Source organism: Promicromonospora vindobonensis (genome assembly GCF_042685865.1).
Lineage (GTDB): Bacteria > Actinomycetota > Actinomycetes > Actinomycetales > Cellulomonadaceae > Promicromonospora > Promicromonospora vindobonensis.
Genome location: NZ_JBHUOG010000002.1, coordinates 1578101 through 1602761 on the forward strand (window position 1 = coordinate 1578101; position 24661 = coordinate 1602761).

Here is a 24661-nt window from a genome sequence, read left to right on the forward strand (position 1 = left end):
GTATGCACGCCTTCCTAGACGCCAATGCTTTTGAGAACATCCTTGTTCCCTAATTCGAGATGCGCAAGGAAGGCGAGCCTCAGTTCGGGTCGATCGCGACACATCTCACACGTGTGGTCCACACCCGGGTCACGTAGTGCGACGACGCTCCCCGCACCGCCGCCTACGATTGTGCGGTGCCCCTGTCCGACGCGCCCGCGATCGACCCCGCCCAGGCGGCCACCGCGGGCGCCACCACAGCCAGCCCCGCCGGTGCGACCGCCAGCTCCCACCGCGAGGTCGCCGTGGAAGTGCGCGGCCTCGTCAAACGCTACGACGGCCGCGCAGTCGTCGACGGTCTCGACCTCGTCGCCCGCCCTGGCGCCGTCACCGCCGTTCTTGGACCGAACGGCGCAGGCAAGACGACCACCATCGAGTGCTGCGAGGGCCTGCGCTCCCCCGACGGCGGCACCGTCCGCGTGCTGGGCCTCGACCCCGTCGCCGACGCCCGCGCCCTGCGCCCCCGCGTCGGCGTCATGCTGCAGGACGGCGGCCTGCCCACCGGGGTGCGCGCGCTGGAGCTGCTGCGCCACGTCGCCGCCATGTACGCCGCGCCGCGTCCCGTCGACGAGCTCGCCGAACGACTGGGCCTGCACGGCTTCGCCCGCACCACGGTGCGCCGCCTGTCCGGCGGGCAGCGTCAGCGTGTGGCCCTCGCCGCGGCAGTCGTCGGCCGGCCCGACGTCGTCTTCCTCGACGAGCCCAGCGCCGGCATGGACCCGCAGAGCCGGCGCGCCGTCTGGGACCTCGTGCGCGAGCTGCGCGCCGACGGCGTCGCCATCGTCCTGACCACCCACCTGATGGACGAGGCAGCCGACCTCGCCGACCACGTCCACATCGTGGACCACGGCCACCTGATCGCCTCCGGCAGCGTCCGCGAGCTGACCGACGGCGACGCCGGCCCCGGGACGGTGCGCATCGAGGCCGCCCCGGGCCTGGATCTGACGGATCTGCTCACCACCCTCGGCCCCACCCCTCCGCAAAGCCCTCACCCGAGCGGGGAGGGGTGGGTGGGCACCGAGAGCGAGGCCGGCGTGTACACCGTGACCGGACCGGTGGACGCCGCGGCGCTCGCCGCCGTGACGGCGTGGCTCGCCGACCGCGGGGTGCTGGCCCGGTCGGTCACCACCGGCCGCCGCACCCTCGAGGACGTCTTCCTCGACCTCACCGGGAGAAACCTGCGATGAGCGTCCAGACCACTCCAGCGGCGGCCCCAGCGGTCCGCCGGATCGCGGCTCAGGCCTCGTTCGAGGCGCGGGCGATCCTGCGCAACGGCGAGCAGCTGCTCGTGACCATCGTGCTGCCGGTCCTGGTGCTCGTCGGCCTGGTCCGGACGTCGTTCGTGGACCTCGACACGCAGGGGTACACGCGCATCGACTTCGTGACGCCCGGCGTGCTGGCGCTGGCCATCATGTCCACCGCGTTCACGTCCCAGGCGATCGCCACAGCCTTCGACCGCCGCAACGGCGTGCTCCGTCTGCTGGCCACCACTCCGCTGGGCCGCACCGGGCTGCTGGCCGGCAAGGTGCTTGGCGTGCTCGCCGTCGAGGTGGTGCAGGTGATCGTCATCGCAGGCGTCGCGCTGGCGCTCGGCTGGCGGCCGGAGCTGGGGGCGCTGCCCGCCGTCGTCGGCGCAGGGCTGCTGGGTACCGCCGCGTTCACCGCCCTGGCCCTGCTGCTGGCCGGGACCCTGCGTGCGGAGGGCGTGCTCGCCGTGGCCAACCTCGTGCTCGTGCTGCTCACCGTGGGTGGCGGTGTGCTGCTGCCCGCCGCGCAGCTCGCCGGCCCGCTGGCCCATGTCGCGGTGCTGCTGCCGTCGGGCGCCCTGGGCGAGGCGATGCGCGGCGCACTGCTGCACGGGTCGGTCCCTGCGTTCTCCGTGGTGATCCTGCTGGGCTGGACGGCGGCGCTCGGCGCGGGTGCGGCCCGGCTCTTCCGCTGGCACTGACCCACCTCCACCCCCTTCCGTTGAGTGCTGGGCTCCGTCGGTGCTCCGCTTCGCGGGCCGGCCTCCGATGAGATCGCGCGCTTGTCACGCCAAGCCAGGTGAGGTCGGTCCCTTGACACCACGATCCAGGTGAGTTCGGTCGGTTGACATGAGATCGGTCCATCGATGGACCGATCTCATGTCAAGGGACCGAACTCATCCCGGCACCCGTGCAAGGGACCGAATCCAGCGACCCGCCCGTTCGCCGGTCCGCGAAAACACCTACCCTCACGCATAGCCGCGCGGTATGACTCTTTCGTGAGTATGCGGGTGAAATTTACCCTTTTAGGGTTCACTTCACCTACATTCCCCAGGGAGGCAGCGTGACTTCCACTCACAGCAACCGCCGTCGGCTGATCGTCGGCGCCGGTATCGCACTCGCCCTCGCAGCGGCTCCAGCCGCTGCAGCCATGACGTACGCGACGCCGGACGAGGCCCCTGCGCCCGTCGCGGGCGCGCTGATCGAGGACTCGTACATCGTCGTGCTCAAGGACTCCGACGTCGCCAAGGCGGAGGTCAGGAGCACGGCCAGGGGCCTCGTGCAGAAGTACGGCGGCGAGGTGCGGCACTCCTACACCAACGCGGTGCGCGGCTTCTCCGCGTCGATGTCGCCGGGTCAGGCCAAGAAGCTCGAGGCAGACCCGTCGGTGGCGTACGTGGAGCAGAACCGTGTGATGACGGCCGACGACACCCAGTCGCCGGTCCCCTCCTGGGGCCTGGACCGGATCGACCAGGCCGAGCTGCCGCTCGACGACTCGTACACGTACGAGAGCACCGGGTCCGGGGTGACGGCGTACATCGTCGACACGGGCATCCTGACCACCCACGAGGACTTCGGCGGTCGCGCGGTCAGTGGCACAGACACCGTGGACGGCGACGACGACGCCACCGACTGCGCCGGCCACGGCACGCACGTGGCCGGCACCGTCGGCGGTTCGGCCCACGGTGTCGCCAAGGACGTCTCGCTCGTCGCGGTCCGGGTCCTCGACTGCGGCGGCTCGGGCAGCTTCGACGGTGTCATCGCGGGCATCGACTGGGTGACCGCCGACCACGAGGCCGGCGCGCCGGCCGTGGCCAACATGTCGCTCGGCGGCGGCTTCTCGCAGGCCGTGAACGACGCCGTCTCCGCGGCTGTCGCTGACGGGGTCACGTTCGCCCTTGCCGCCGGCAACGACAGCGGGGCCGACGCCTGCGACGGTTCGCCGAGCTCCACGCCGGAGGCGATCACGGTGGGCGCCACCGAGGACACGGACGCCCGCGCGTCGTACTCGAACATCGGCACCTGCGTGGACCTCTTCGCGCCGGGCAGCGGCATCACGTCGGCCTGGCACACCGGGGACACGGACACCAACACGATCAGCGGCACCTCGATGGCCACGCCGCACGTCGCGGGTGCGGCGGCGCTCGTGCTGTCCGGCAACCCGGCGGCCACCCCGGCCGAGGTCGGCGACGCCCTGACGGGCGCGGCTCTGCCGGACGTCGTGACCGACCCGGGCACCGGCTCGCCGAACCTGCTGCTGAACGCCAGCGGGCTCTGACAGCCGCACCCACCGCTCACGAAGGGACCCCGGCATCCAGCCGGGGTCCCTTCGTGGTTCCCGGACCTGTCAGGCGAAGATGCCGGCCGTCCCCATCTCGACCCGGCGACGCCCGGCCCGCTCGTCGTCACCGAACCGGTCGACTCCCCAGGACAGCGTCGTGGCCAGCTCGAAGACCTCGTCACGGGTGACGGCGTCGACCGCGTCGCCCGACGACTTCGCGGCGTCGAGCAGGTCGCCCGTCCGCACGAGCAGCGGGTTGCACGCGGAGTAGAGCGGCGACTCCGGGTCGTCGTACGCGGTGGCGACGCAGAACGGCAGGTCGTGCCAGATGCGCAGCTGCCACGTCAACAGCACCAACCACTCCACGAGCGCCTCCCGCGGGGGGTGGGCGCGAGCCAGCTCCTCGGCCTCGGCCAGCGCCGTGCCGATGTAGTCCTCCATGACCGCTGCCAGCAGGTCGTCCCGGGTGGGGAAGTTCCGGTAGAGCGTGGCGTTCCCCACCCCGGCCCGCAGGGCGATGCCGTCCAGCGAGGCGAGCACGCCGTCCTCCTCGAAGGTCTCACGGGCCGCGCGCAGGACCGCGTCGCGATTGCGTCGCGCATCGGCCCGCAGGGGCCGCGGCGCCGGTGTGGGAGCACCTCGAGCAGCAGGCACGGCATCTCTCCTTGCGTAAACGGGGAAAGTCCCCACATACTGATCCGGGGACACTCCCCACATGATCGAGGAGTATAGATGAACCAGACACTCGACGGCCGGACGGTGCTCGTGACGGGCGCCAACGGCGGCCTCGGAGCGCAGTTCGTGCAGCAGGCGCTCGAGCGCGGGGCCCGCAAGGTCTATGCGGCGACCCGTTCCCCCGGGCACTGGACGGACCCACGGATCCAGGAGCTGGCCCTCGACCTCACCGGCCGGGACGACGCCACCCGAGCGGCCGCCACCGCCTCCGACGTCGACCTGCTGGTCAACAACGCGGGCATCGCGCCGGCCGGTGACTCCGTCTCGGGGCCGGAGGACGAGCTGCGTCGCACCTTCGAGACGAACTTCTTCGGCACGCTGCGCGTCGCGAACACCTTCGCGCCGGTGCTCGCGGCCAACGGCGGCGGAACCCTCCTGAACATCCTGTCCGCTGCTGCCTGGAGCAACGTGCCGACCGGCTACGCGGCGTCGAAGGCTGCGATGTGGTCGGCCACCAACGGTCTGCGGCTCCAGCTGCGGGCCCAGGGCACGCACGTGATCGGCCTCCTCGTCGGCATGGTCGACACACCGATGACTCAGCGGTGGGACGTCCCGAAGGTCAGCGCGGAGAGCGTCGTCGCCCAGGCGTACGACGGCGTCGCGGACGGCGCGCTCGAGGTGCTGGCCGACGAGCCGACCCGTGACCTGAGGTCCCGGATGGGCACCAGGGCCGAAGAGCTCTACCCCTGGCTCGACGACCAGCTCGGCGCGTTCGTGCCCTGACCGGGAGGACCGACCCAGGAGGGGTCGGCCCTCTCCGGTCCGACCCCTCCCCCGCCCGGGCACAGATCACACCCGGTCAGGGCCCCACGCGGGGCGCGACGACGCCGTCGGCCGCTAGCGTTGGGCTGTGACCGCAACCGCCGCCCCCACGTCCCGGTTCGCCGCGTTCGCCGGCCGGATCGACCGCTTCCGCCACTGGACGCGCGCCATCCTGGTCGCGAACCTGATCGGCCAGATCGGCATCATCGGGACCGGCGGTGCCGTGCGCCTGACCGAGTCCGGACTGGGCTGCTCGACCTGGCCGCAGTGCGAGCCCGGCCAGTTCACGCCGCAGTTCCACGAGGCCACGTCCCTGCACCCGTACATAGAGTTCGGGAACCGCACGCTCACCGGCGTGCTGGCGCTCATCGGGGTCCTGCTCGCCGTAGCGGTCTGCACCGACCTGAAGCGGTCGTCGTCCTACCGCCTGCTCGGCCTGGTGCCCATCCTCGGCGTGCTGGCGCAGGCCCTGATCGGCGGCGTCGTGGTGCTGCTGCACCTGCACCCGGGCTGGGTCTCCCTGCACTTCGGCGTGTCGGCCGCCCTCGTGGCGGCGTCGCTGTACGTGCTGCACCGGCACGACGAGGGCGACCGGGCCCCCGCCCTCGTGGTCGGGCCGCGCGTGCGCGCCCTGGCCTGGGCGCTGGCGGGGTTGACCGCTGTCGTGGTCGTGCTCGGCGTCCTGACCACGGGTGCCGGCCCGCACAGCGGCGACGCCGAGGTGGGCTACCGGATCGCCGTCGACCCGGCCCTGCTGACCAGGTGGCACGCCGCAGCGGTCTGGGTGTTCGTGGCCGCTCTGATCGCCTACCTGGTGGCGGTTCGGGGCGGACCGGCACCGGTGCGCCGCGCCGCACTGATCCTGTTCGTCATCACGCTGGCGCAGGGCGCCATCGGGTACGTGCAGTACTTCACCGACCTGCCAGAGCTGCTGGTGGGGCTGCACATGATCGGCGCGGCCGTCCTGATCGCGGGCACCACGCGGGTCTGGCTGACGACCCGGGTGCGCTGAGCAACAGCGCTGCACCGATCTCGGCGCGTCACGCCGGCTGAGCGGATCCCGCCGGTGCGGCTACTCCCCCGCGCGTAGCTCGGTGTCACCGCGCCCGACGAGGCGGTGGTCGTACGCGGCGATGACCAGCTGGGCGCGGTCCCGAGCGTGCAGCTTGGCGAGCAGTCTGCCGATGTGGGACTTGACGGTTCCCATCGAGATCGTCAGCGCCCGGGCGATCTCGGTGTTCGAGAGGCCCCGGCCCACCTGTGTCAGCACCTGGATCTCCCGCTCGGTGAGAACGTCCGGTCCACGCCCCGCCGGGCGGGATGCCGGCTCCGGGGTGCGTGGCCGGGGCTGGTCGACGTAGTGCGCGACGAGCCGGGTGAGGATGCTCGGCGCAAACAGGGACTCGCCGGCGTGGGTACGGCGGATCGCGTCGACGAGCCGGGCAGGCTCGGCGTCCTTCAGCAGGAAACCGCTGGCGCCGGCGCGCAGCGCGGCGTGCACGTACTCGTCCAGCTCGAACATGCTGAGCACCAGCACGCGAGTCTCGCTCAGCACGGAGTCCGCGGCGATGAGGCTCGTCGCCTCGATACCGTCGCCCCCTGGCATCCGGATGTCCATGAGCACGACGTCGGGGCGCAGCAGCACAGCCTGCCGGACGGCGCCCGCACCGGTGTCGGCCTCGCCCACGGCGGAGAGTCCCGGCGCACCGTCGATGACGATCCGCAGACTGTGCCGGATGAGCGGCTGGTCGTCCACGACGAGCACGCCGACCGGGGCGGTCACCGCTGCACCGTGCCGGGCAGGTCCCGCGGGAGATCCTTCGACAGCCCACCCGGTGTCCGGCCCGGGACCGCGTCCGACCCTGTGTCGGGGAGGCGTGCGGTGACCCGGAACCCTGGCCCGGCAGCTTCCGTGCGCAGCGAGCCCCCGACCGCGGCGACGCGCTCTCCGAGGCCGGTCAGCCCCTGCCCTGCGCCGGGGTGCGGCTGCCAGCCCGGCACCGGGCCGTCGTCCTCGACGACCACGGTGACCGCTCCGTCGGCGCGTCGCACCGCTACCCGGGCCCGCGCGGGCCCGGCGTGCCGAGCGGTGTTGGCGAGAGCCTCGCGGACCATGGCGCACACGGTGAGCTGGACGCCCGCCGACACCTCACCGAGGTCCTCGACGTGCAGGGTGGCGGTGACGCCGCCGACCCGGCCGGCCTCGACGATCCCGGCCAGGTCTGCCAGGGTCTCGGCGGGGCCGAGCGGCGCGACCTCGGTGCCGGGAGACCGCAGGACGCTGAGCATGCGACGCAGCTCGGTCGTTGCCGCTCGGCCCGTCCGTTCGATGTCCGCGAGCGCCCGTGCACGTTCTGCGTCGCCGGCCGCGCCGTCCAGGGTCTGCGCGGCCGCTGCACGGACGGTGATGAGGCCGAGTCCGTGAGAGGCGAGGTCGTGCAGGTCGCGGGCGATGCGGAGGCGCTCGGCCTGGGCCGCCTGCTCGGCGGCCCAGGCGGTCAGGTCCTCCTCGTGGGCGCGGCGCTGCTGCCCGGAGCGGACGAGTGCCCAGATGAGCACCGCGAACGCGACGACGCCGGCGACCAGTACGGACGCCACCACGGCGACCGGTCGCTCGACCCCGACCGTCGCGAGCACAGCACCGACCGCGGCGAGGGCACACGCCGCGGTGAGCCATACCCGCGAGCGCAGCACGGGCCGAGCAGTCGTCTCCACCGGGCTGAGTCTAGGTTTCCGGCGGCTGCCGCACATCGGACCTGGGTCTGATGGACCGTGGTCCGACCGATCGTGTGAAGTCCTGCCCTGGGTCCGATGACGCGGCCGGTCAGAGGGGCTGGGATAGGGACATGATCCTGTTCGAACACCTCGTCAAGCGCCACGGCCCGCGTACCGTCCTGGACCGGATAAGTTTCCAGGCCCGGCAGGGCCGGGTGACCGCCTTCCTCGGGCCGAACGGGGCAGGCAAGTCCTCGACGCTCCGTATCCTGCTCGGCCTGGACCGGGCGGACGGCGGCCGCGCCCTGGTCGGCGGGAGCAGGTACCGGACGCTGGACGATCCGCTGCGCACGGTCGGGTCGATGCTCGACGGGTCCGGTGCGCACCGCTCCCGGACGGCGCGGAACCATCTGGCGTGGGTCGCACGGAGCAACGGGATCCCCGGTGGGCGCGTCGACGAGGTGCTGGAGCAGGTGGGGCTGGCCGACGCGGCGCGGGTTCGCGTCGGGCGGTACTCGCTCGGTATGGGTCAGCGGCTCGGGCTGGCCGCCGCTCTCCTGGGCCGGCCGGACGTGCTCGTGCTGGACGAGCCCGTCAACGGCCTGGACCCGGAGGGCATCCGGTGGATGCGCGGTCTCCTGCGTGGCCATGCCGACGGCGGAGGCACGGTACTGCTGTCCAGCCACCTGATGGGCGAGGTGGCCGGGATCGCGGACGACCTCGTGGTGATCTCGGGCGGGCGGATCGCCGCCGAGGGGACGCTGGCGGAGGTGACTGCTGGGCACGCGAGCCTGGAGGACGCCTTCTTCGCACTCACGGACCCCGCGCAGGAGGCGGCGAGATGAGCTTCTGGACGACGTGGACGGCCGAGCTGCGCAAGGCAGCCACCCTGCCCGCGAGCTGGGTCGCCGTCGCGGTCACGTTGCTCGGCTCGGCGGGGGTCACAGCGCTCAATGCCTTCGCCGCCCGCTCGGCCCTTGGCTCGGGTGCGCAGCAGGACGGTGAGTTCTTCTCCGCGTTCGGGACCGCGTACGCGGCAGTGCCCCTCGGCACGGTCGGCGCGGTGGTGCTCGGTGTCGTCGTGATGAGCAGCGAGTACACCGCGAACAGCACCGACGCCGGGAGCGGCCGGCAGATCACCACCACCTTGGCGGCGGTCCCCCGCCGGCCGCGTCTGCTCGCGGCGAAGGCGCTGACCGTCGTGCTGCTCGTCATGGCGACCGCCGCTGTCACGATTCCCACCGGGGTCGGGGTCGCCTGCCTCATCATCGGCGAGGGCGCGCCGGAGACCGTGACGCTCGGTGACGCGCTCGTCCGGTCGCTCGGCGCCACCCTCTACTGGACACTGACCGGGCTGATAGCCCTCGCTGTCACGGTTCTCGCCCGCAGCGGGATCATCCCGCTCGTCGTCCTGATCACGAACAGCTCGCTCGTCTCGTTCTCCCTGCTGCTGACCAACGTCACCCCGCTGGCCCACTGGTTGCCCGACATGGCCGGCCGCAGGCTCTTCGGCGGCCTGTCGACGGTCGAGGGTGGGCTGGACGCTGCGCCCGGAGCACTCGTGATGGCCGCCTGGACCGTCGGCCTGCTGGCCGTGGCCGGCGTGGTGCTCTCCCGGCGGGACGCATGAACGGGACACGGCTCGTCAACGTCACCGGTGCCGAGCTCGACAAGCTCCGCACCCTGCCGGTCCCGCTCCTTGCGGCAGCAGGCAGCACGGTGCTCGGCGCGGTGATCGCAGCTGCCCTCACCGTGCACCTCGTCGACCAGGGTGTGCCCCTCTCCGGCACCACGGTCACGATCCAAGCAGTCCCGTACGTGCAGACGGGACTGATCCTGCTCGGAGTCCTTCCGGTGGCCCAGGAGTATGCGGGTGGACAGGTCCGCACCACGCTCGCCGTCGTACCCGGGCGGGGCCTGCTCCTCGTCGGCAAGACGATCGCGGCGCTCGTCGCGGTGGTGCTCACGGCCTTGGTGGCCGTCGGCGGGATCGTGGCCGTCACCGCGCTGACGCACCATCTGCTCGGCGCGCCGTCGGCAGGGCACGGCATCGAACCCTTGCCGGTCCTCGGTGCTGCTGGCTACCTCGCGCTGATCGGCCTGCTCTCCCACGCCGTCGCCCTGCTGGTCCGCCACCTCATCCCGGCGCTCGTGGGGGTGCTCAGCCTCGTACTGATCGTCTCGCCGCTGCTCGCGTCGCTCTCGGAGCATGCTCGATGGCTGCCCGACCGCGCGGCCATGCAGCTCTACTCCGCGGCGGACCCCGTGCTGACGGCGACCACGGGAACGCTCGTCATGCTCGCGTGGATCGCCCTGATCGGCGGTGCGGCTGCCGTGGTGTTCTCTCGGCGCGACCCGTGACGGCGGCCCGGTACCGCGCGCTACGCCCTACGCCCTACGCCCTGGGGACCATCGGCAGCACGGGCGGCGCCCAGCTCGCGAACCGCTCCATGGCACCGAGCATGGCGCCCGACGGGAGCGCACGCAGCAACGCGTTGCGCATGCCCACGAGCGCAGGGTTGGCCAGCTGCTCGCCGAACCGCGCGCTCGCCCAGGCGGAGCGCAGCACCCCGGCGGTCCGGGGACGCCGCACGCGGTCGTAGTCGGCGAGGCCCTGGACCACCGAGGCGGCGCCGGAGACCGACGCCGCGAGCACCACGGCGTCCTCGATCCCCTGGCCGCCGCCCTGGCCCACGTTCGGCGGCATCGCGTGCGCCGCGTCGCCCACCAGGGCGACCCGGCCTCGCGCCATGCGCGGGATCGGTTTCGGAAAGCCGTAGAGGTCGAGCTGCAGCAGCCGCTCCGGCGGTGTCGCGGCCAGGACCTGCGGAATGGGGTCATGCCACCCCGCGAAGGCGGTCCTGGCGGCGTCCAGGTCGGCGACCGGGTCGCCCGTCGGCCGACCAGGGGGGCCCACCTGCGTCCCGTACCAGTAGAGCTGCCCGTCGGCCAGAGCGATCAGGCCGACCTCTCCGCCGGGCCCCCAGGTCTGGGACATCTCCGTGATCCCGGGGTTGTCGAGCACGGCGAGCCAGGTCGTCGACCCGACGTACGTGGGCTCCGTCGCGTCCGGGGCGACGGCCGCGCGCAGGTTCGACCGGACGCCGTCTGCGGCGACCACCAGGTCCGCGCTCAGCGTGGAGCCGTCCTCGAGGGTGACGGTGGCGGGTCGTGCGGCGTCGCCGGGCTCGACCGCGAGCGCCCCCGCGCCGTAGGTGACGCGGGCCTCGCCGAGGGCCGCCAGGAGGGCCTCCTGGAGGCGGGGCCGGTGAAAGGCGATCGCGATGGTGCCGAGCCGTGCGGCGATCTGCTCGGCCGACAGGTGGACCAGCGCCCGGCCCGAGCCGTCGCGGAGCAGCCCCGGGGAGATCGGCCTGCCCGCCGGCCGCACCGTGCCGCCCACTCCTGCCGCGTCCAGGCCGCGCAGCGCGTTGGCCATCAGCACGATGCCTGCCCCCGTGGTGCGGGGTTCTGGCGAACGTTCGAGCACCTGGACGTCCCATCCGCAGCGCAGGAGCGCGTTGGCCGTGGTCAGCCCGGCGATCCCCGCTCCGACGACTACCGCTCTCCTGGTCATCAAGCCTCCTTGGCGACTGTTCGTAATACCACTACGCACGTAGTAGTACACATGGTGCCATACTCGAGAGGTGCCCCGTACCAACCCGGCCCGACGCCGCGCCCTGACCGACGCCGCCATCTCCCTGCTCGTGTCCGACGGTGTGCACGGACTTACCCACCGTTCCGCCGAACGCGCCGCAGGTCTACCGGCGGGCACCGCCTCCAACTACTTCCGTAACCGCGAGGAGCTGCTGGTCGCGGCAGCGGAGCGGATCCTCGAGCTCCACCTCGAGGAGATGGACCGCGTCAACACCGACGCCGTCCGCGAGGGCGCCGACCGGGCACCGGACCTCGCCGAGCTGATCGGGATCTCGCTCGAGACCGCGTCGTCGTCCCTGCGCGACCGGTACCTGGCGATCTTCGAGCTGGTGCTCGAGTCGCGGCGCCGTCCCGCGCTCGCCACGGCCATGTCCCGCCTCGCCGGCGGTGCCGCCGCCTTCACCGGCGACCAGCACGCTCTGCTGGGACTCGACCTGCCCCCACGGGCTGCCCCGATGCTCATCACGCTCTACGGTGCCGCGTTGTTCGCCCTCGTCACCTCCCCCAGCGACGCCGGCGTCCCGTCCGCACACGAGCTCGCGCGGGCTCTCGTCGCAGGCACGCTCGCCACCACCGTGGACGCCGGGCGAGGCACCGACCGCGGCCCGGAAGAACCCAGCACCGGCCCCGTCGAACGCAGGGCCGACGGCGGCGATGGTGTCAGCCCGACCGTGTGAATCAGTTAAGTCCGTTGCCTGCGCCACCGGCGGCGTCGACCGTCGAGGTGCGCCCGCACCGCGGGCGCCGTTCGACGACGCACGCACCGGAGGCCACGCCATGAACCGAGCCCGAAGGCGGAGAGTCCTAGCCGCCGCAGCACTGGCCGCACTGTCTCTAGGCGCCCTCGGCATCGTGCCGGCGGCCGCCGGGCCCGCCGACGCGGACCCTGACCCCGTCACGCAGGCGGCACCCCGCGCCGTGACCGGGGAGTACGCCGACCGGTTCCTGGTCATGTACGAGAAGCTGCACGACCCCGCCAACGGCTACTTCTCCGCGCAGGGCATCCCGTACCACTCCGCCGAGACGCTCCTCGTGGAGGCTCCGGACTACGGTCACGAGACGACGTCGGAGGCGTACAGCTTCTGGCTGTGGCTGGAAGCCTCGTACGGCCAGATCACCGGGGACTGGGAGCCGTTCAACAATGCGTGGGACACGCTCGAGGCGTACATGATCCCCACCACGGAGAACCAGCCGACGAACGGCGCGTACAACCCGTCCTCCCCTGCCACGTACGCCCCGGAGCACAACCACCCGAGCGCCTATCCCGCACAGCTGGACTCGGGTGTCGCGGTGGGCCAGGACCCGATCGGCGCGGAGCTCAGCCAGACCTACGGCACCGACGAGGTCTACGGCATGCACTGGCTGGCCGACGTCGACAACGTGTACGGCTTCGGCGCGGCCCCCGGCTCCTCCGAGCTGCTGGGCCCGGACTACGAGGGCACCTCGTACATCAACACGTTCCAGCGCGGCCCGCAGGAGTCGGTGTGGGAGACCATCCCGCAGCCCGCCATCGACGACTTCTCCTACGGCGGCCCGAACGGGTACCTGGACCTGTTCACCGGCGACGCGAGCTACGCGCGCCAGTGGAAGTACACCAACGCGCCCGACGCCGACGCGCGCGCCGTCGAGGCCGTGTACTGGGCCAAGCAGTTCGCGAACGAGCAGGGCGCAGGGGGCGAGATCTCCGGCACCGTCGACAAGGCGTCCAAGATGGGCGACTACCTGCGCTACTCCCTCTTCGACAAGTACTTCAAGGAGATCGGCTGCGAGTCGACGGGCTGCGCGGCGGGATCCGGGCGCAGCTCCGCGCACTACCTGCTGTCCTGGTACTACGCCTGGGGCGGCGCCCTGGACACGAGCGGCCCCTGGGCGTGGCGCATCGGCTCGTCGCACGCGCACTTCGGCTACCAGAACCCGCTGGCGGCGTACGCGCTGTCCACCGACGCCGACCTGGTCCCTGCCTCACCGACCGCTCAGGACGACTGGTCGGTCAGCATGGACCGGCAGCTCGAGTTCTTCCAGTGGCTGCAGTCGGCCGAGGGCGGGATCGCGGGCGGTGCCACGAACAGCGTGGACGGTTCCTACGGCACCCACCCCGCCGGCACGCCCACGTTCTACGACATGGTGTACGACGAGGCGCCGGTCTACCACGACCCGCCGTCGAACCAGTGGTTCGGCATGCAGGGCTGGGGCGTGGAGCGGATCGCCCAGCTGTACCACCAGACGGGCGACGAGCGGGCGCAGTCCATCCTCGACAAGTGGGTGCCCTGGGTGCTCGACGAGATCACCGTGGCCGCCGACTCGTGGCAGGTGCCGTCCGAGCTCTCCTGGACGGGCGCTCCGGACACGTGGGACCCGGACAGCCCGGGTGCCAACACGGGCCTGCACGTTGACGTCGTCTCGCACGGGCAGGACGTCGGTGTGGCCGGCGCCATCGCGCGCACGCTCATCTACTACGCAGCGGCCTCCGGTGACCAGGAGGCGGCCGACACCGCCAAGGCCCTGCTCGACGCCATGTGGGAGCAGAACAGCGACGAGAAGGGCATCGGCACCGTCGAGTCCCGCGCCGACTTCGGCCGCTTCGACGACGAGTACCAGCCCGGCGGCGACGGCGTCTACGTCCCGGAGGGCTGGACCGGCACCTACCCGAACGGCGACCAGGCATCGGCAGGGGCCTCGTTCCTCGACCTCCGGTCGTTCTACGAGGACGACCCCATGTTCGGCGAGGTCCAGGAGTACCTGGACGGCGGCGACGTCCCGCAGTTCACCTACCACCGGTTCTGGGCCCAGACCGCCGTAGCGACGGCTATGGCGGAGTACGACCGCCTCCTGGGCGGACCCTGACCCCAGCCTTGGTTGTGGGCGGGACCGTTGCGCCTAAAACGGACGCATAGTCGCAACGGTCACGCCCACAACCAAGGAGCTAGACCTCCGGGATCCAGAGGTCCTCGCCCGACGCGGGCGTGCCGACCGGGCCGGCGCCCACGGGCGCGCCGACGGGCACCGCCTCAGGGAGGTCGCCCAGCGCGCGCTGCGCCACGGCACCCGACGAGAAGTTCGCGTAGCACTCGGGGCAGTACCAGTCGGGCGTCGGCACGGGAGTGTCGAAGCCGCCGTACACGACGTCCGGCTCGAGCTTCATGTTGTCGTGGATGGCCTGGCCCCACACGATGCGCTTGGTGGCGCCGCGCTGGCCGCACGACGGGCACGACGGGCGCATCTGCGCCCGCTGCGACAGGACCGGGTGCGGGTGCAGCAGGGCGTGGCACGGGCCGCACACCAGGAAGGTCTGCTCGATGAGCTCGCCGAGGGGACGCTCGCCGGTCTGACCGGTGTGGGCACCGTCGTCGTGCGGCCGCAGCTGCATGACGTCGACGAACCGCTCGCACGACGCGCAGCGCTCCTCGCGGCGCAGGTCGGCACCGGCGACCTGCTTGTGCCCGAGCAGACGCAGGACGTGCAGGTTCGGCGACAGCTCGTCGGTCTCGCAGTTGCCTGCGTCGAGCGTGCCCGTGGCACCGTGCTTGTACTGGTGGGCGATGCCGTCGAGCACCAGGCGGGCGTGCTCCTGGGGCAGCCAGCCGGACGACCGCGCGTACGCGGCGGCGCCGTTGAAGAGGTCGTCCCACACCACTGGCTTGTCGGGGCCGAACACCTCGTCGCTGACCCAGTCCTCACCCTGGCTGGTGCCCATGAGCTCGACCGCGGCCACGATGCCGGGCTCGGAGCCCACGACGGTGACGACGACGTCGCCGCGCTGCGGGCCGTCCGCACCACCCGGCAGACGGTGCTCGTGGCTGCGGCTCGCGATGGCGACCGCCTCGCCCAGCCAGTCCTCGGACCAGTTGAGGTAGACGGACGGAACGAGCCACGCCGGAAGGGACGATACGTTGGGAAGCATGTCGGGTTCGCTGGTCACGCGGGGAGAATAGCGCAGCCCGATGACGTGGCTATAACCACGACCGGCCACCGGGCTGCACCGGTCAGTTCTTGCGGTACTCCCACGGGCTGTCGACCGGGCGCAGCGTCTCCCAGTCCGACGCCCTGCCGATCGCCGCGGCGAGCACGCCCGCGATGGTCGCGGCGTTGTGCAGCTTGCCGGCGAGGGCGAGCGCTGCCGCCTCCTCCAGCGGCACCGGCGCGACGACCATGTCGGCCTCCTCGGCCTCGCGCGTGTGCAGCTCGTCGTCCGGCACCGGCGTCAGGTCGCGGGCCAGGTAGACGCGCACCGCCTCGTTGCTGCCGCCCGGCGTGGGCAGCAGGTCGAGGAGCACGTCCCAGGACTTGGCGGTCATGTCCGCCTCCTCCGCCAGCTCGCGAGCCGCCGCGACGTGCGGGTCCTCACCGTCCAGGTCGAGCAGACCGGCGGGCGCCTCCCAGAGGAAGGCGCCGACCGGGTGCCGGTACTGGCGCAGGAGCAGGACCTCGCCGTCGTCGTTCAGTGCCACGACGACCACCGCGCCCGGATGGTCCACGTACTCCCTGCGGACGATGCCGCCGGCCTCGCCGAGGTCGACCTCGTCCGAGACCATGTCGACGACGAACCCCTGGAACGGGACGTCCAGCCGACGCGCGGGTCGCGGGTCGATGAGGTCGCTGACCTGCTCCGTGCTCATGGTCACGAGGACTGCTTCTCGAGCGCTGCGGCGATCAGGCCCGAGAACAGCGGGTGCGCACGCGTGGGGCGCGACTTGAACTCCGGGTGGGCCTGCGTGGACACGTAGTACGGGTGCTTGTCGGCGCGGAGCTCGACGAACTCGACGAGCGACGAGTCGGGCGACGTGCCGGAGATCAGCAGGCCTGCCTCCTCCAGCTCGCCGCGGTAGGCGTTGTTCACCTCGTAGCGGTGCCGGTGCCGCTCGGACACCCGCTCGCTGCCGTACGCCTTGGCCACCACGGAGCCTGCGGTGAGCTGCGCCTGGTAGGCGCCGAGGCGCATGGTGCCGCCCATGTCGCCCTCGCCCTCCACGATCGCCTTCTGCTCGGCCATGGTCGCGACGACGGGGTGGCTGCTGCTCGGGTGGAACTCGGTGGACGACGCGTCCGTCCAGCCCAGCACGTTGCGCGCGTACTCGATGACCATCGACTGGAGCCCCAGGCAGATACCGAGGGTCGGCACGAGGTTCTCGCGCGCCCAGCGCAGCGCCCCGACCTTGCCGTCGATGCCGCGCACGCCGAAGCCGCCGGGCACCAGCACCGCGTCGACGCCCTCGAGCGATGCCTTCGCGCCCTCCGGCGTCTGGCAGTCGTCGGCGGCGACCCAGCGGATGCCGACCTTGGCGTCGTTGGCGAAGCCGCCGGCGCGCAGCGCCTCGGTGACGGAGAGGTAGGCGTCCGGCAGGTCGATGTACTTGCCGACCAGCGCGACCTCGACGTTGTGCTCCGGCTCGTGCACGCGCTCCAGGAGGCGGCTCCAGCCGTCCCAGTCCACGTCGTGGAACGGCATGCCGAGGCGGCGCACCACGTAGGCGTCCAGGCCCTCGGAGTGGATGACACGCGGGATGTCGTAGATCGACGGGGCGTCGGCGCAGTTGATCACTGCCTCGTTGTCGACGTCGCACATCAGCGCGATCTTGCGCTTGATGCTCTCCGGGACCACGCGGTCCGAACGGAGCACGATGGCGTCCGGCTGGATGCCGACGGTACGCAGAGCAGCGACGGAGTGCTGCGTCGGCTTGGTCTTGAGCTCGCCGGACGGGCCGATGTACGGCACCAGCGACACGTGCAGGAAGAACACGTTGTCGCGGCCGAGCTCGTGCCGCACCTGGCGCGCGGACTCGAGGAAGGGCTGCGACTCGATGTCGCCGACGGTGCCACCGATCTCGGTGATGATCACGTCGACGGCGTCGGAGGCCTGCTCGCGCATCCGGAACTTGATCTCGTCCGTGATGTGCGGGATGACCTGGACGGTGTCGCCCAGGTACTCGCCGCGGCGCTCCTTGGCGATGACGCGGGAGTACACCTGGCCGGTCGTCACGTTCGAGGAGGCGGGGAGCTCGATGTCGAGGAACCGCTCGTAGTGCCCGATGTCCAGGTCGGTCTCGGCGCCGTCCTCGGTGACGAAGACCTCACCGTGCTGGAACGGGTTCATCGTGCCGGGATCCACGTTGAGGTAGGGATCCAGCTTCTGCATGGTGACGCTGAGGCCACGCGAGCGGAGAAGACGGCCGAGCGATGACGCCGTCAGCCCTTTGCCGAGAGAGGACGCCACACCACCGGTGACGAAGATGTGCTTGGTCGGCGTGGACGCGCCGGACCGCTGACGGGACTGGAGACTGCTTCGGTGTTCGACCACGGAACTCCACCCTATCCGAGGTACGGCGTGCTGGTGGTGTAACTCCCAGCACACCCGCCGTTCACTGACGGATTGTCGGTTTGTCCCGATCGAGTCTGCCCCCGTCGGGGTCATCGTGCTCGCTCAGTCAGGACTTCCGGGAGAACTTCCTCCGCAGCGCACCGAGGCGCGGGCCGACGGCGGCGCGCAGGCCGGGGTCGAGCAGCGCGGCGATCACGAGCGTGACGACTGCAGCCAGCAGGCCGACGGCCAGCCCGAGGCCCAGCTCGACGGCGAACTCCCTGCCGTCGAACGGCACCTCCTTCAGCGGAGCGGACGCGAACCAGCCGAACGAGAGCCGCTCGGGCGCGAGCCACGCGGGCACCAGCCACCCCACGGCGGTCCCTGCGCCCGCCGCCACCACGAGCACCCCGAGCGCCCGCCAGACGCCCCTCAGCGCGTCAGCGCCCAGGTGTCTGCGCACGGCCAGGAGCAGCCCCAGCCCCGCCACGACCATCCCCGCCGTGCCGACGGCCCCCAGGACCGCCATGACGTCGGTCCGCAGCGCGTATCCCCCCGGCGACCGGCCCGAGAACAGCAGCGGCACCAGGGCAGCGCCGATCGCGGACACGCCCCACCCGCTCGCGGTGGCGATCACGGCGGCCCGCCCGTGGTCGACGGCGTACAGCGCCCGCGACAGGTGCAGGATGAGCGCGAACCCGATCAGCCCTGGCGCGAGCCAGATGAGTCCCGTGGCCATGCCGGGGGCGTCACCGAGCACGATGAGGTCGAAGACCTGCTCGACGAACGGCGCGGCTGCCATCAGCGCGGCGACGCCTGCGGCCGTCACGAGCAGCAGGCTGCGCGTGGTGCGCGCCACGAGGGCGCGCAGCTCGTCGAGCCGCCCGGCCGACGCGTGCTCCGCGAAGTGCGGGAACGCGCTGGTCGCGATGGGGAACGCGAGCACCGCGTACGGGAGCAGGTAGACCTGCTGGGCGTACAGGTAGACCGACAGCGTGCCGTCGCCCCCCGCCGCGTTGGCCGCGCGCAGCGTCAGGAACATCGACAGCTGCTGGACGACCAGGGCGCCCACACCCGCGAACGCGAGGCGAGCGGCCCGTGGCCCCTCCCCCGACGGGAACCGCAGCGTGGGCCGCAGCCGGAGCCCTGTGCGCCACACGGGCACCACGAGCGGCAGGGCCAGGAACAGGACGCCGAGCGTGGTCCCCCACGCCAGCCACTCCAGCGCCCGGCCGGACAGCGCGGCGACGTCCTGCTGGTTGCCGTGGGCGAGCGCGCCGAAGACCGCGTAGACGACGATCACGACGAGGCTGGAGACCAGCGGCGCGAACGCCGGCCAGAAGAACCGCTTGTGCGCCTGGAGGATGCCGCCGAGCACGACGGCCAGGCCGTACAGCGGCACCTGCACCGCGAACACCCGCAGGAAGGCCGTGGCGACGTCCACGTGCACGGGGTCGGTCAGCCCGGTCAGACCGATGATCGGGCGCGCATGGAGCGCCATGAGCCCGGCCAGGGGCACGAGCACGACAAGCGTCCACCCCAGCAGCGCCGAGGCGATCTTCGACGCCTGCTCCTTCGAGGCGGCCGTGCCGTCGGCGGTGAACGCGGCACGGCTCAGCGGCCCAGCGAGCAGAGGCACGACGGCGCCGGCGAGCGCCCCGCCTGCCGCCACCTCGAACAGCAGGTTGGGCAGCTGGTTGGCGGAGTTGAAGACCGTCCCGACGCCGTCGGACCCGAGCCAGGCGCCCTGCCCGAGCCAGCGGCCGAAGCCGACCATGCGGCTGGCGAGCGTGACGACCGTGACGAGCAGCGCGGCGCTCGCCAGGGTTCTGACGCGGCTCACGCGCCCGGGGACGCCACGGGTCCGCTGGTCGGACCCGTACCGCTGATCGGGTCCACGCCGCTGGTCGGGCCGCTCCCGCCGCTGGGAGAGCCGGTCGGGCCGGCGGTCGAGGTCGCGAGAGGATCGGCCACCGGCCGCCTGCCGAGCATGTCGGCCTTGTTCAGCCACTCGTTCCCTGCGATGACCTTCGAGAAGCTGACCTTCTCCGAGGCAAGCATGAGCCCGACCACGCCTGCGAGCGCCGCCCACCGCACCGCGCGGGGCGTGCCGAACGCGATCTGGCTGCCGACCAGGGCGCCGAGCGCGTTGGCGCCGCCGTCGCCCAGCATGTCCTGCTCCCCCAGGTCCCCCGGGGCTGCCGCGGCCGCGGCGCCGAGCACCGCACCGGTGGTGGCACCCGCGCCGCCCAGCAGGAACGGGAGGCTCGCCGCCGTGCCGGCCTTGAGCGCCCGGCCCGGGCGCAGGTCGAAGAGGTTGATCAGGTTCGCGGTGCCCCCGATGAGGGCGCCGTTGAGCCCGACGTCGACCAGGTGGCCGAACGCGCTGCCCGTGCGGGGGGTGCCCGCTGCGGCGGCCACGAGCGCGGAGCCGGAGATGCCGAGCACCTTGAGCCCGCCGGTGGTCAGCCGACCCTCCAGGAGGGCGCCGAGGTGGCCCTTGAGGCCCTTTGTGCGCACGGAGGTGTCCTCGGCGAGGTCGTCGACCAGGCCGAAGGCACCCGCAGCGGCAGTTGCGAACGCCGTCGCGCCCGGCGCCCGGCCACCGCTGACCGCCGCGCCGGCCACGAGGCCCGCGGTGACCGCCGGGCCCTCCAGCAGGCTGATCGGCTCACCGCGATGGTTGGTCCGCGTCCACATGGGGGCGCCGCCGAGGCCACCCTCCGCCACCTTGTCGCCCAGCTTGCGGCGCGCGAGCGCCGTCGCGACGCCTGCGACGATGCCAGCGGCGATGAACCTGCCTGCACCCATGAGTACCCCTCGGTCTGTGTCGGTTCTTCGGGTCCGTGCTTCTCGTCTCGGCTCAGCCTCTACCGGCCGAGCCCGCGGCTCAGCCGACCTCGGGCGGCAGGACCGCCGTCGCGTCGTCCTCCAGGCCGTACTGCCCGACGACGCCGCCCATGCGCGCCGCGACGGCCAGCGGCACGTTGATGCGGCCGGCGAGCCGGTCGATGCCGCTCACCGTGGTCACCTCTGCGGCGATCTCCTCGTCGTCCCGGACGGCCTGCACGACGTCACCCGGCTCCGTGGTCGGGCCTGCGAGCACCGCGGCACCGGAGACCTGCTGCGCCGCCCGGGTGACGGCGACCCACACATCCTCCGTGCCCGGCTCGGCCTCCTCGGTGGCACCGTCCGCGGTCTCCTGCGGCTGGCCGGCCGGGCCCACCAGCAGCACGAGCGCCTCCGCCGACTGGGTCTGCTCGTCGCCCGGCTCGACGAAGCCGAACCGCTCGAGCTGCGCCTCGAGGTCGGTGGCCTGCGAGCTGCGGTCGGTGCCGCCGTCGCTGCCGGTGAGCGCGACGGCCAGCGCGGCGCCGAGCACGGCGCTCGGGTCGTCCTCCTCCGGCGCTGCCGCATCGAGGTTGGCACGCAGGCCCCCTGCGAGGGTCTCGCGGGACGACTCCTCCGCTGCGTCGGTCCACGCCTCCGTGAGCACCGACTTGGACACCACCGTGGCGCCCGCCGTGTCGATCTGGTTCAGGACGCCGTCGTGGACGTCCTGGGAGACCTCGCCGAGCTGCACCACCGCGACGCGGCTCCCCTCGAGGGAGCCGGTGACGAGCTGCGTGCCCGCCGCCTCGATGAACCGCTCGTCGCCGTCGAGGGCGGTCTGCGTGGCGTCCAGCTCGGTGCGCAGATCGGTGCGCTCGGCGCGCAGCGCGTCCACCTGTTCCGTCAGGGTCTCCCCGATCGCGCCCTGCAGCGGTCCGGCGCCGAGGATGATGCCGACGGCGAGGGCGAGGAAGACGGAGATGAGCGAGACGAGGTGGTATCGGAAGTCGATCACGGTACGGAAGAGTCCTTAAGCATGTTCCGGGCGGTGAGAGCCCGGCATCAGGTCGGGGCGGCAGGGTGGTCCGGGAGCGTGCTCCGGGCCGGTCAGCCGCCGAACAGGTGGGTGATCCAGGACACTACGTCGTCGATGCGTGCCCCGATCAGTCCGAAGAAGGTCTGGCCGGCCGACGTCGAGGCCAGGGCCGCGAGCACCGCCGCGACACCCGCTCCCGACAGCAGCGTGAGCTGGGTGTTCGAGATCCGCGTGCGGTAGAGCCGTGACACGCCCTTGGCGTCCACGAGCTTGCCACCGACACGCAGCCGGGTGAGGAAGGTCGATGCCATGCCCGCGCGCCCCTTGTCGAGGAACTCGACCAGCGTGGCGTGGGTGCCGACGGCGACGATGAGCTCTGCACCCTTGTCGTCGGCCAGGAGCATCGTGATGTCCTCGCTGGTCCCGGTGGCGGGAAAGACCACGGGGTCCACGCCGAGCGCCTTGACGCGCTCGAGTCCGGGGGCCTTGCCGTCACGGTAGGCGTGCACGACGATCTCCGCGCCACAGGCCAGGGCCCGGTCGGACACGGAGTCCATGTCGCCGACGATCATGTCGGGCTGCCAGCCGGCGTCGATGATCGCGTCCGCGCCGCCGTCCACCCCGATCAGGACGGGCCGGTTCTCCCGGATGTAGGACCGCAGCAGCGCCAGGTCCTCCCGGTAGTGGTAGCCCCGCACCACGATCAGCACGTGGCGGCCCTCGATGACGGTGCTGATGTCGGGCACGCCCACGCCGTCGAGCAGGAGATCCCGCTCGCGCCGCAGGTAGGTCATGGTGTTCTCGGCGAACCGCTCGATCTCGGCCGACAGGCCTTCGCGTGCGGCCGCCTGGTCCGTGGCCACGGTCTGCGGCGTCTGGTAGGTGCCCGTCGCGACGAGCGCGTCGCCGACGAAGATCTCGCCGCCCGCGATCCGGACCTCGGCACGCTCGTCGATCGCCATGACCGCCGGGCCGAGGTCGTCCACCAGGACGATCCCGGCGTCGACCAGGATGTCCGGACCCGTGTTGGGGTACCTGCCCGAGGTGGACCGGGCCGCGTTCAGCACCGCGACGGGCCCGGCTGACACGAGGGCGTCCGCCGCGACGCGGTCGATGTCGACGTGGTCGATCACGGCGATATCGCCCTGGTTGAGCCGGGACGTGAGCTCCTTGGTCCGCGCTCCGATCCGGGCAGGTCCGTGCACTGTGGCCTGCGGAAGGGCCGTGCCGTGGTCGACGGCGCTCTTCGCTGCGCTCTTGTCGGCGCGCTTCTCGGGTCGGGAGATCAGCTTCATCCGCTCTATCGTCCCACGACCGAGGACTCCAGGAGCTCCAGCGCGTGGGTCCGAGCCGTCTCCGAGTCGTCCTGGCCGGACAGCATGCGCGCCAGCTCACGGACGCGGGCGTCCGCGGTGACCTCGCGCACGCCCGTGACCGTGATCATTCCGTCATCTGCGGCAGCCGATCCGGCGTCGCCGTCGGAGCTCTTGGTGACCACGAGGTGCGCGTCCGCGAACGCGGCGACCTGGGCCAGGTGGGTCACGACGACCACCTGCGTGCTGCGGCCCAGCTGTGCCAGACGGCGGCCCACCTCGACGGCGGCGCGGCCGCCCACACCGGCGTCGACCTCGTCGAACACGAAGGTGCTGCGCGGGGTGTCTGCGGTGCGCTCTGCCGCCGCGCCGCCCGAGGTGGCCAGGGCGACCTCGAGCGCCAGCATGACGCGGGAGAGCTCGCCGCCGGACGCGCCCTTGCCGAGCGGCCGCTCCGGCGCACCGGGGTGCGGCACGAGCAGGAACGTGATCTGGTCCGCGCCGAACGGGCCCGGCTGCTCGAGCGGCTCCGCAGAGACCACGAGGTGGGCGCCGCCCATCGCGAGGCCGTGCAGCTCGCTCGTCACGGCATCGGCGAGCTGGGACGCGCCGCGGGTGCGCTCGGCGGTGAGGATCTCGGCCAGCCTGGCCAGCTCGCCGTCCAGCTCGGTCACCCGGTCGCGCATGGAGGTGAGGCGGTCGCCGCCGTCGTCCAGGTCGAGCAGGCGCAGGCCGGCGTCGCTGGCCCACTGCAGCACGTCGTCGATGGTCTCGCCGTAGGAGCGGGTCAGCGCGTTCAGCTCCGCCATGCGGTTGTGCGCCGTCTCCAGGCCCGCCGGGTCCGCCTGCAGGTCGTCGACGTACGCCGCCACGTCGGTCGCGACGTCCGACAGCAGGTAGCCCACCTCCGCGAACCGCGTCGCGAGCGCACCGAGCGCCGGGTCGGAGTGCGCGGCGGAGTCCAGGGCGCGGCGCGCCCGCTCCACGAGGGCGATCGCGTTCTCGCGGGCGCCGTCCGCGTCCTCGCCCGCTACCGCCTCGTGCGCCTCGGTGGCCGCGGTGCGCAGCGCTTCCGCGTTGGACAGGCGCTCGACCAGGGCCTGCAGCTCGGCGTCCTCGCCCGTGACCGGGTCCACCCGCTCGATCTCCTCCAGGCCGATCCGCAGCAGCTCGACCTCGCGCGCCCGCTCGGCGCCGCGCGCCTCCAGGTCCGCGATCTCGGTCAGGAGACCGCCCCGCTCGGTCCAGGCGGTGCGGTAGGCGGCCAGCACCCGCTGGTGGGCAGGGCCGACGAAGGTGTCGAGGGCGTCGCGCTGCTTGGCCGACGTGCGCAGCCGCAGCTGGTCGGACTGGCCGTGCACGGTGAACAGGTCCTCGGCGATCTCCGCGAGCACGCCCTGCGGTACGGCACGACCGCCCAGGTGGGCACGCGACCGGCCGTCGGCGATCGTGCGCAGGATCACGACGGTGCCGTCGTCCTCCACCTCGCCGCCCGCATCGGAGACGCGGCCGAGGACGGCGTCGCGCCCCGAGACGCGGACCCGGCCCTCGACCGCCGCCGAGGACGCACCCGGACGGACCGACTGCGGGTCCGCCTTGGCGCCCATGAGCAGGTTGAGCCCCGTGAGCACCATCGTCTTGCCGGCGCCGGTCTCACCCGTGATGACGGTCAGGCCGTCGGAAAGGGGTACCCGGGCCGAGCGGATGACGCCCAGGTTCTCGATAGCGATCTCCTCGAGCACCTGACTC

General features: G+C 72.4%; 22 protein-coding genes. 10 read left to right on the forward strand and 12 right to left on the reverse strand.

Annotated features, from left to right (window positions below; genetic code table 11):
- Positions 1 to 176: 176 nt before the first annotated feature.
- From ACFS27_RS20365 to ACFS27_RS20375, 3 genes are all read left to right on the forward strand, one after another.
- Positions 177 to 1226, forward strand: a complete 1050-nt coding sequence (locus tag ACFS27_RS20365; protein WP_377186617.1) for an ABC transporter ATP-binding protein — start codon at positions 177 to 179, stop codon at positions 1224 to 1226.
- Positions 1223 to 1987, forward strand: a complete 765-nt coding sequence (locus ACFS27_RS20370; RefSeq protein ID WP_377186620.1) for an ABC transporter permease — start codon at positions 1223 to 1225, stop codon at positions 1985 to 1987. The genes ACFS27_RS20365 and ACFS27_RS20370 overlap by 4 nt, the downstream gene beginning before the upstream one ends.
- Before the next feature lie 362 nt (positions 1988 to 2349).
- Complete coding sequence (locus ACFS27_RS20375) at positions 2350 to 3564, forward strand: S8 family peptidase (protein ID WP_377186623.1); 1215 nt, start codon at positions 2350 to 2352, stop codon at positions 3562 to 3564.
- A 69-nt stretch (positions 3565 to 3633) separates the two neighbouring features.
- Here ACFS27_RS20375 and ACFS27_RS20380 read toward each other — a convergent pair whose 3' ends face one another.
- Positions 3634 to 4221, reverse strand: coding sequence for a TetR/AcrR family transcriptional regulator (locus ACFS27_RS20380; protein WP_377186626.1), 588 nt, complete (start codon positions 4219 to 4221; stop codon positions 3634 to 3636).
- A gap of 78 nt (positions 4222 to 4299) precedes the next feature.
- Here ACFS27_RS20380 and ACFS27_RS20385 point away from each other — a divergent pair, with 78 nt between their 5' ends.
- Together ACFS27_RS20385 and ACFS27_RS20390 are read left to right on the forward strand one after the other, a co-directional pair.
- Positions 4300 to 5025 carry an SDR family oxidoreductase gene (locus ACFS27_RS20385; protein ID WP_377186629.1) on the forward strand — a complete coding sequence of 242 codons (726 nt, stop codon included), beginning with the start codon at positions 4300 to 4302 and terminating at the stop codon, positions 5023 to 5025.
- Between the two features lie 127 nt (positions 5026 to 5152).
- The gene (locus tag ACFS27_RS20390) at positions 5153 to 6076 is read left to right on the forward strand and encodes a COX15/CtaA family protein (RefSeq protein ID WP_377186632.1); all 924 of its coding nucleotides are present in this window, start codon (positions 5153 to 5155) and stop codon (positions 6074 to 6076) included.
- A gap of 60 nt (positions 6077 to 6136) precedes the next feature.
- On the opposite strand, the gene ACFS27_RS20395 is transcribed toward ACFS27_RS20390, so the two are convergent.
- Together ACFS27_RS20395 and ACFS27_RS20400 are read right to left on the reverse strand one after the other, a co-directional pair.
- On the reverse strand, positions 6137 to 6847 hold the full coding sequence (locus tag ACFS27_RS20395; protein ID WP_377186635.1) for a response regulator: 711 nt from the start codon (positions 6845 to 6847) through the stop codon (positions 6137 to 6139).
- Positions 6844 to 7779, reverse strand: coding sequence for a sensor histidine kinase (locus ACFS27_RS20400; protein ID WP_377186638.1), 936 nt, complete (start codon positions 7777 to 7779; stop codon positions 6844 to 6846). The genes ACFS27_RS20395 and ACFS27_RS20400 overlap by 4 nt, the downstream gene beginning before the upstream one ends.
- Positions 7780 to 7910: 131 nt before the next feature.
- On the opposite strand from ACFS27_RS20400, the gene ACFS27_RS20405 reads away from it, so the two are divergent.
- Genes ACFS27_RS20405 through ACFS27_RS20415 form a run of 3 tightly spaced genes read left to right on the forward strand, consistent with a single transcriptional unit; the run spans position 7911 to position 10140 of the window.
- A complete protein-coding gene (locus ACFS27_RS20405; protein ID WP_377186640.1) occupies positions 7911 to 8624 on the forward strand; it encodes an ABC transporter ATP-binding protein in 714 nt (237 codons plus the stop codon).
- A complete protein-coding gene (locus ACFS27_RS20410) occupies positions 8621 to 9409 on the forward strand; it encodes an ABC transporter permease (protein WP_377186643.1) in 789 nt (262 codons plus the stop codon). Before ACFS27_RS20405 ends, ACFS27_RS20410 begins: the two co-directional genes overlap by 4 nt.
- Positions 9406 to 10140 (forward strand): hypothetical protein, encoded by a 735-nt coding sequence (locus ACFS27_RS20415; protein WP_377186646.1) that lies wholly within the window; start codon positions 9406 to 9408, stop codon positions 10138 to 10140. The genes ACFS27_RS20410 and ACFS27_RS20415 overlap by 4 nt, the downstream gene beginning before the upstream one ends.
- Positions 10141 to 10174: 34 nt before the next feature.
- On the opposite strand, the gene ACFS27_RS20420 is transcribed toward ACFS27_RS20415, so the two are convergent.
- Entirely contained in the window at positions 10175 to 11356 is a 1182-nt protein-coding gene (locus tag ACFS27_RS20420; protein WP_377186649.1) for an FAD-dependent oxidoreductase, read from the reverse strand.
- A 70-nt stretch (positions 11357 to 11426) separates the two neighbouring features.
- On the opposite strand from ACFS27_RS20420, the gene ACFS27_RS20425 reads away from it, so the two are divergent.
- Entirely contained in the window at positions 11427 to 12113 is a 687-nt protein-coding gene (locus tag ACFS27_RS20425; protein WP_377186652.1) for a TetR/AcrR family transcriptional regulator, read from the forward strand.
- A 100-nt stretch (positions 12114 to 12213) separates the two neighbouring features.
- Positions 12214 to 14280 carry a glycoside hydrolase family 48 protein gene (locus ACFS27_RS20430; RefSeq protein ID WP_377186655.1) on the forward strand — a complete coding sequence of 689 codons (2067 nt, stop codon included), beginning with the start codon at positions 12214 to 12216 and terminating at the stop codon, positions 14278 to 14280.
- A gap of 79 nt (positions 14281 to 14359) precedes the next feature.
- Here the strand turns inward: ACFS27_RS20430 and ACFS27_RS20435 are convergent, their stop codons facing one another.
- The 8 genes from ACFS27_RS20435 to recN all read right to left on the reverse strand — a co-directional run bounded on the left by ACFS27_RS20435 (position 14360) and on the right by recN (position 24654).
- The gene (locus ACFS27_RS20435; RefSeq protein ID WP_377186658.1) at positions 14360 to 15355 is read right to left on the reverse strand and encodes a hypothetical protein; all 996 of its coding nucleotides are present in this window, start codon (positions 15353 to 15355) and stop codon (positions 14360 to 14362) included.
- A gap of 64 nt (positions 15356 to 15419) precedes the next feature.
- Positions 15420 to 16052 (reverse strand): NUDIX domain-containing protein, encoded by a 633-nt coding sequence (locus ACFS27_RS20440; RefSeq protein ID WP_377191106.1) that lies wholly within the window; start codon positions 16050 to 16052, stop codon positions 15420 to 15422.
- A 2-nt stretch (positions 16053 to 16054) separates the two neighbouring features.
- Positions 16055 to 17731, reverse strand: coding sequence for a CTP synthase (locus tag ACFS27_RS20445; protein ID WP_377186661.1), 1677 nt, complete (start codon positions 17729 to 17731; stop codon positions 16055 to 16057).
- A 127-nt stretch (positions 17732 to 17858) separates the two neighbouring features.
- On the reverse strand, positions 17859 to 19574 hold the full coding sequence (murJ, locus tag ACFS27_RS20450; protein ID WP_377186664.1) for a murein biosynthesis integral membrane protein MurJ: 1716 nt from the start codon (positions 19572 to 19574) through the stop codon (positions 17859 to 17861).
- Positions 19571 to 20542, reverse strand: a complete 972-nt coding sequence (locus ACFS27_RS20455) for a hypothetical protein (protein WP_377186667.1) — start codon at positions 20540 to 20542, stop codon at positions 19571 to 19573. Before ACFS27_RS20455 ends, murJ begins: the two co-directional genes overlap by 4 nt.
- Positions 20543 to 20621: 79 nt before the next feature.
- On the reverse strand, positions 20622 to 21578 hold the full coding sequence (locus ACFS27_RS20460) for a copper transporter (RefSeq protein WP_377186670.1): 957 nt from the start codon (positions 21576 to 21578) through the stop codon (positions 20622 to 20624).
- 92 nt (positions 21579 to 21670) lie between these two features.
- Positions 21671 to 22894: a putative cytokinetic ring protein SteA gene (gene steA, locus ACFS27_RS20465; RefSeq protein WP_377186673.1), complete on the reverse strand. Its 1224-nt coding sequence runs from the start codon at positions 22892 to 22894 to the stop codon at positions 21671 to 21673.
- Between the two features lie 5 nt (positions 22895 to 22899).
- The gene (gene recN / locus ACFS27_RS20470) at positions 22900 to 24654 is read right to left on the reverse strand and encodes a DNA repair protein RecN (protein ID WP_377186676.1); all 1755 of its coding nucleotides are present in this window, start codon (positions 24652 to 24654) and stop codon (positions 22900 to 22902) included.
- Positions 24655 to 24661 lie beyond the last annotated feature (7 nt).

Coding starts and splice junctions, on each gene's coding strand:
- ACFS27_RS20430 (WP_377186655.1), top strand. CDS start 12,214: ATGAACCGAGCCCGAAGGCGGAGAGTCCTAGCCGCCGCAGCACTGGCC.
- ACFS27_RS20440 (WP_377191106.1), bottom strand. CDS start 16,052: ATGAGCACGGAGCAGGTCAGCGACCTCATCGACCCGCGACCCGCGCGT.
- ACFS27_RS20410 (WP_377186643.1), top strand. CDS start 8,621: ATGAGCTTCTGGACGACGTGGACGGCCGAGCTGCGCAAGGCAGCCACC.
- ACFS27_RS20455 (WP_377186667.1), bottom strand. CDS start 20,542: ATGGGTGCAGGCAGGTTCATCGCCGCTGGCATCGTCGCAGGCGTCGCG.
- steA (WP_377186673.1), bottom strand. CDS start 22,894: ATGAAGCTGATCTCCCGACCCGAGAAGCGCGCCGACAAGAGCGCAGCG.
- ACFS27_RS20415 (WP_377186646.1), top strand. CDS start 9,406: ATGAACGGGACACGGCTCGTCAACGTCACCGGTGCCGAGCTCGACAAG.
- ACFS27_RS20385 (WP_377186629.1), top strand. CDS start 4,300: ATGAACCAGACACTCGACGGCCGGACGGTGCTCGTGACGGGCGCCAAC.
- ACFS27_RS20370 (WP_377186620.1), top strand. CDS start 1,223: ATGAGCGTCCAGACCACTCCAGCGGCGGCCCCAGCGGTCCGCCGGATC.
- ACFS27_RS20405 (WP_377186640.1), top strand. CDS start 7,911: ATGATCCTGTTCGAACACCTCGTCAAGCGCCACGGCCCGCGTACCGTC.
- ACFS27_RS20420 (WP_377186649.1), bottom strand. CDS start 11,356: ATGACCAGGAGAGCGGTAGTCGTCGGAGCGGGGATCGCCGGGCTGACC.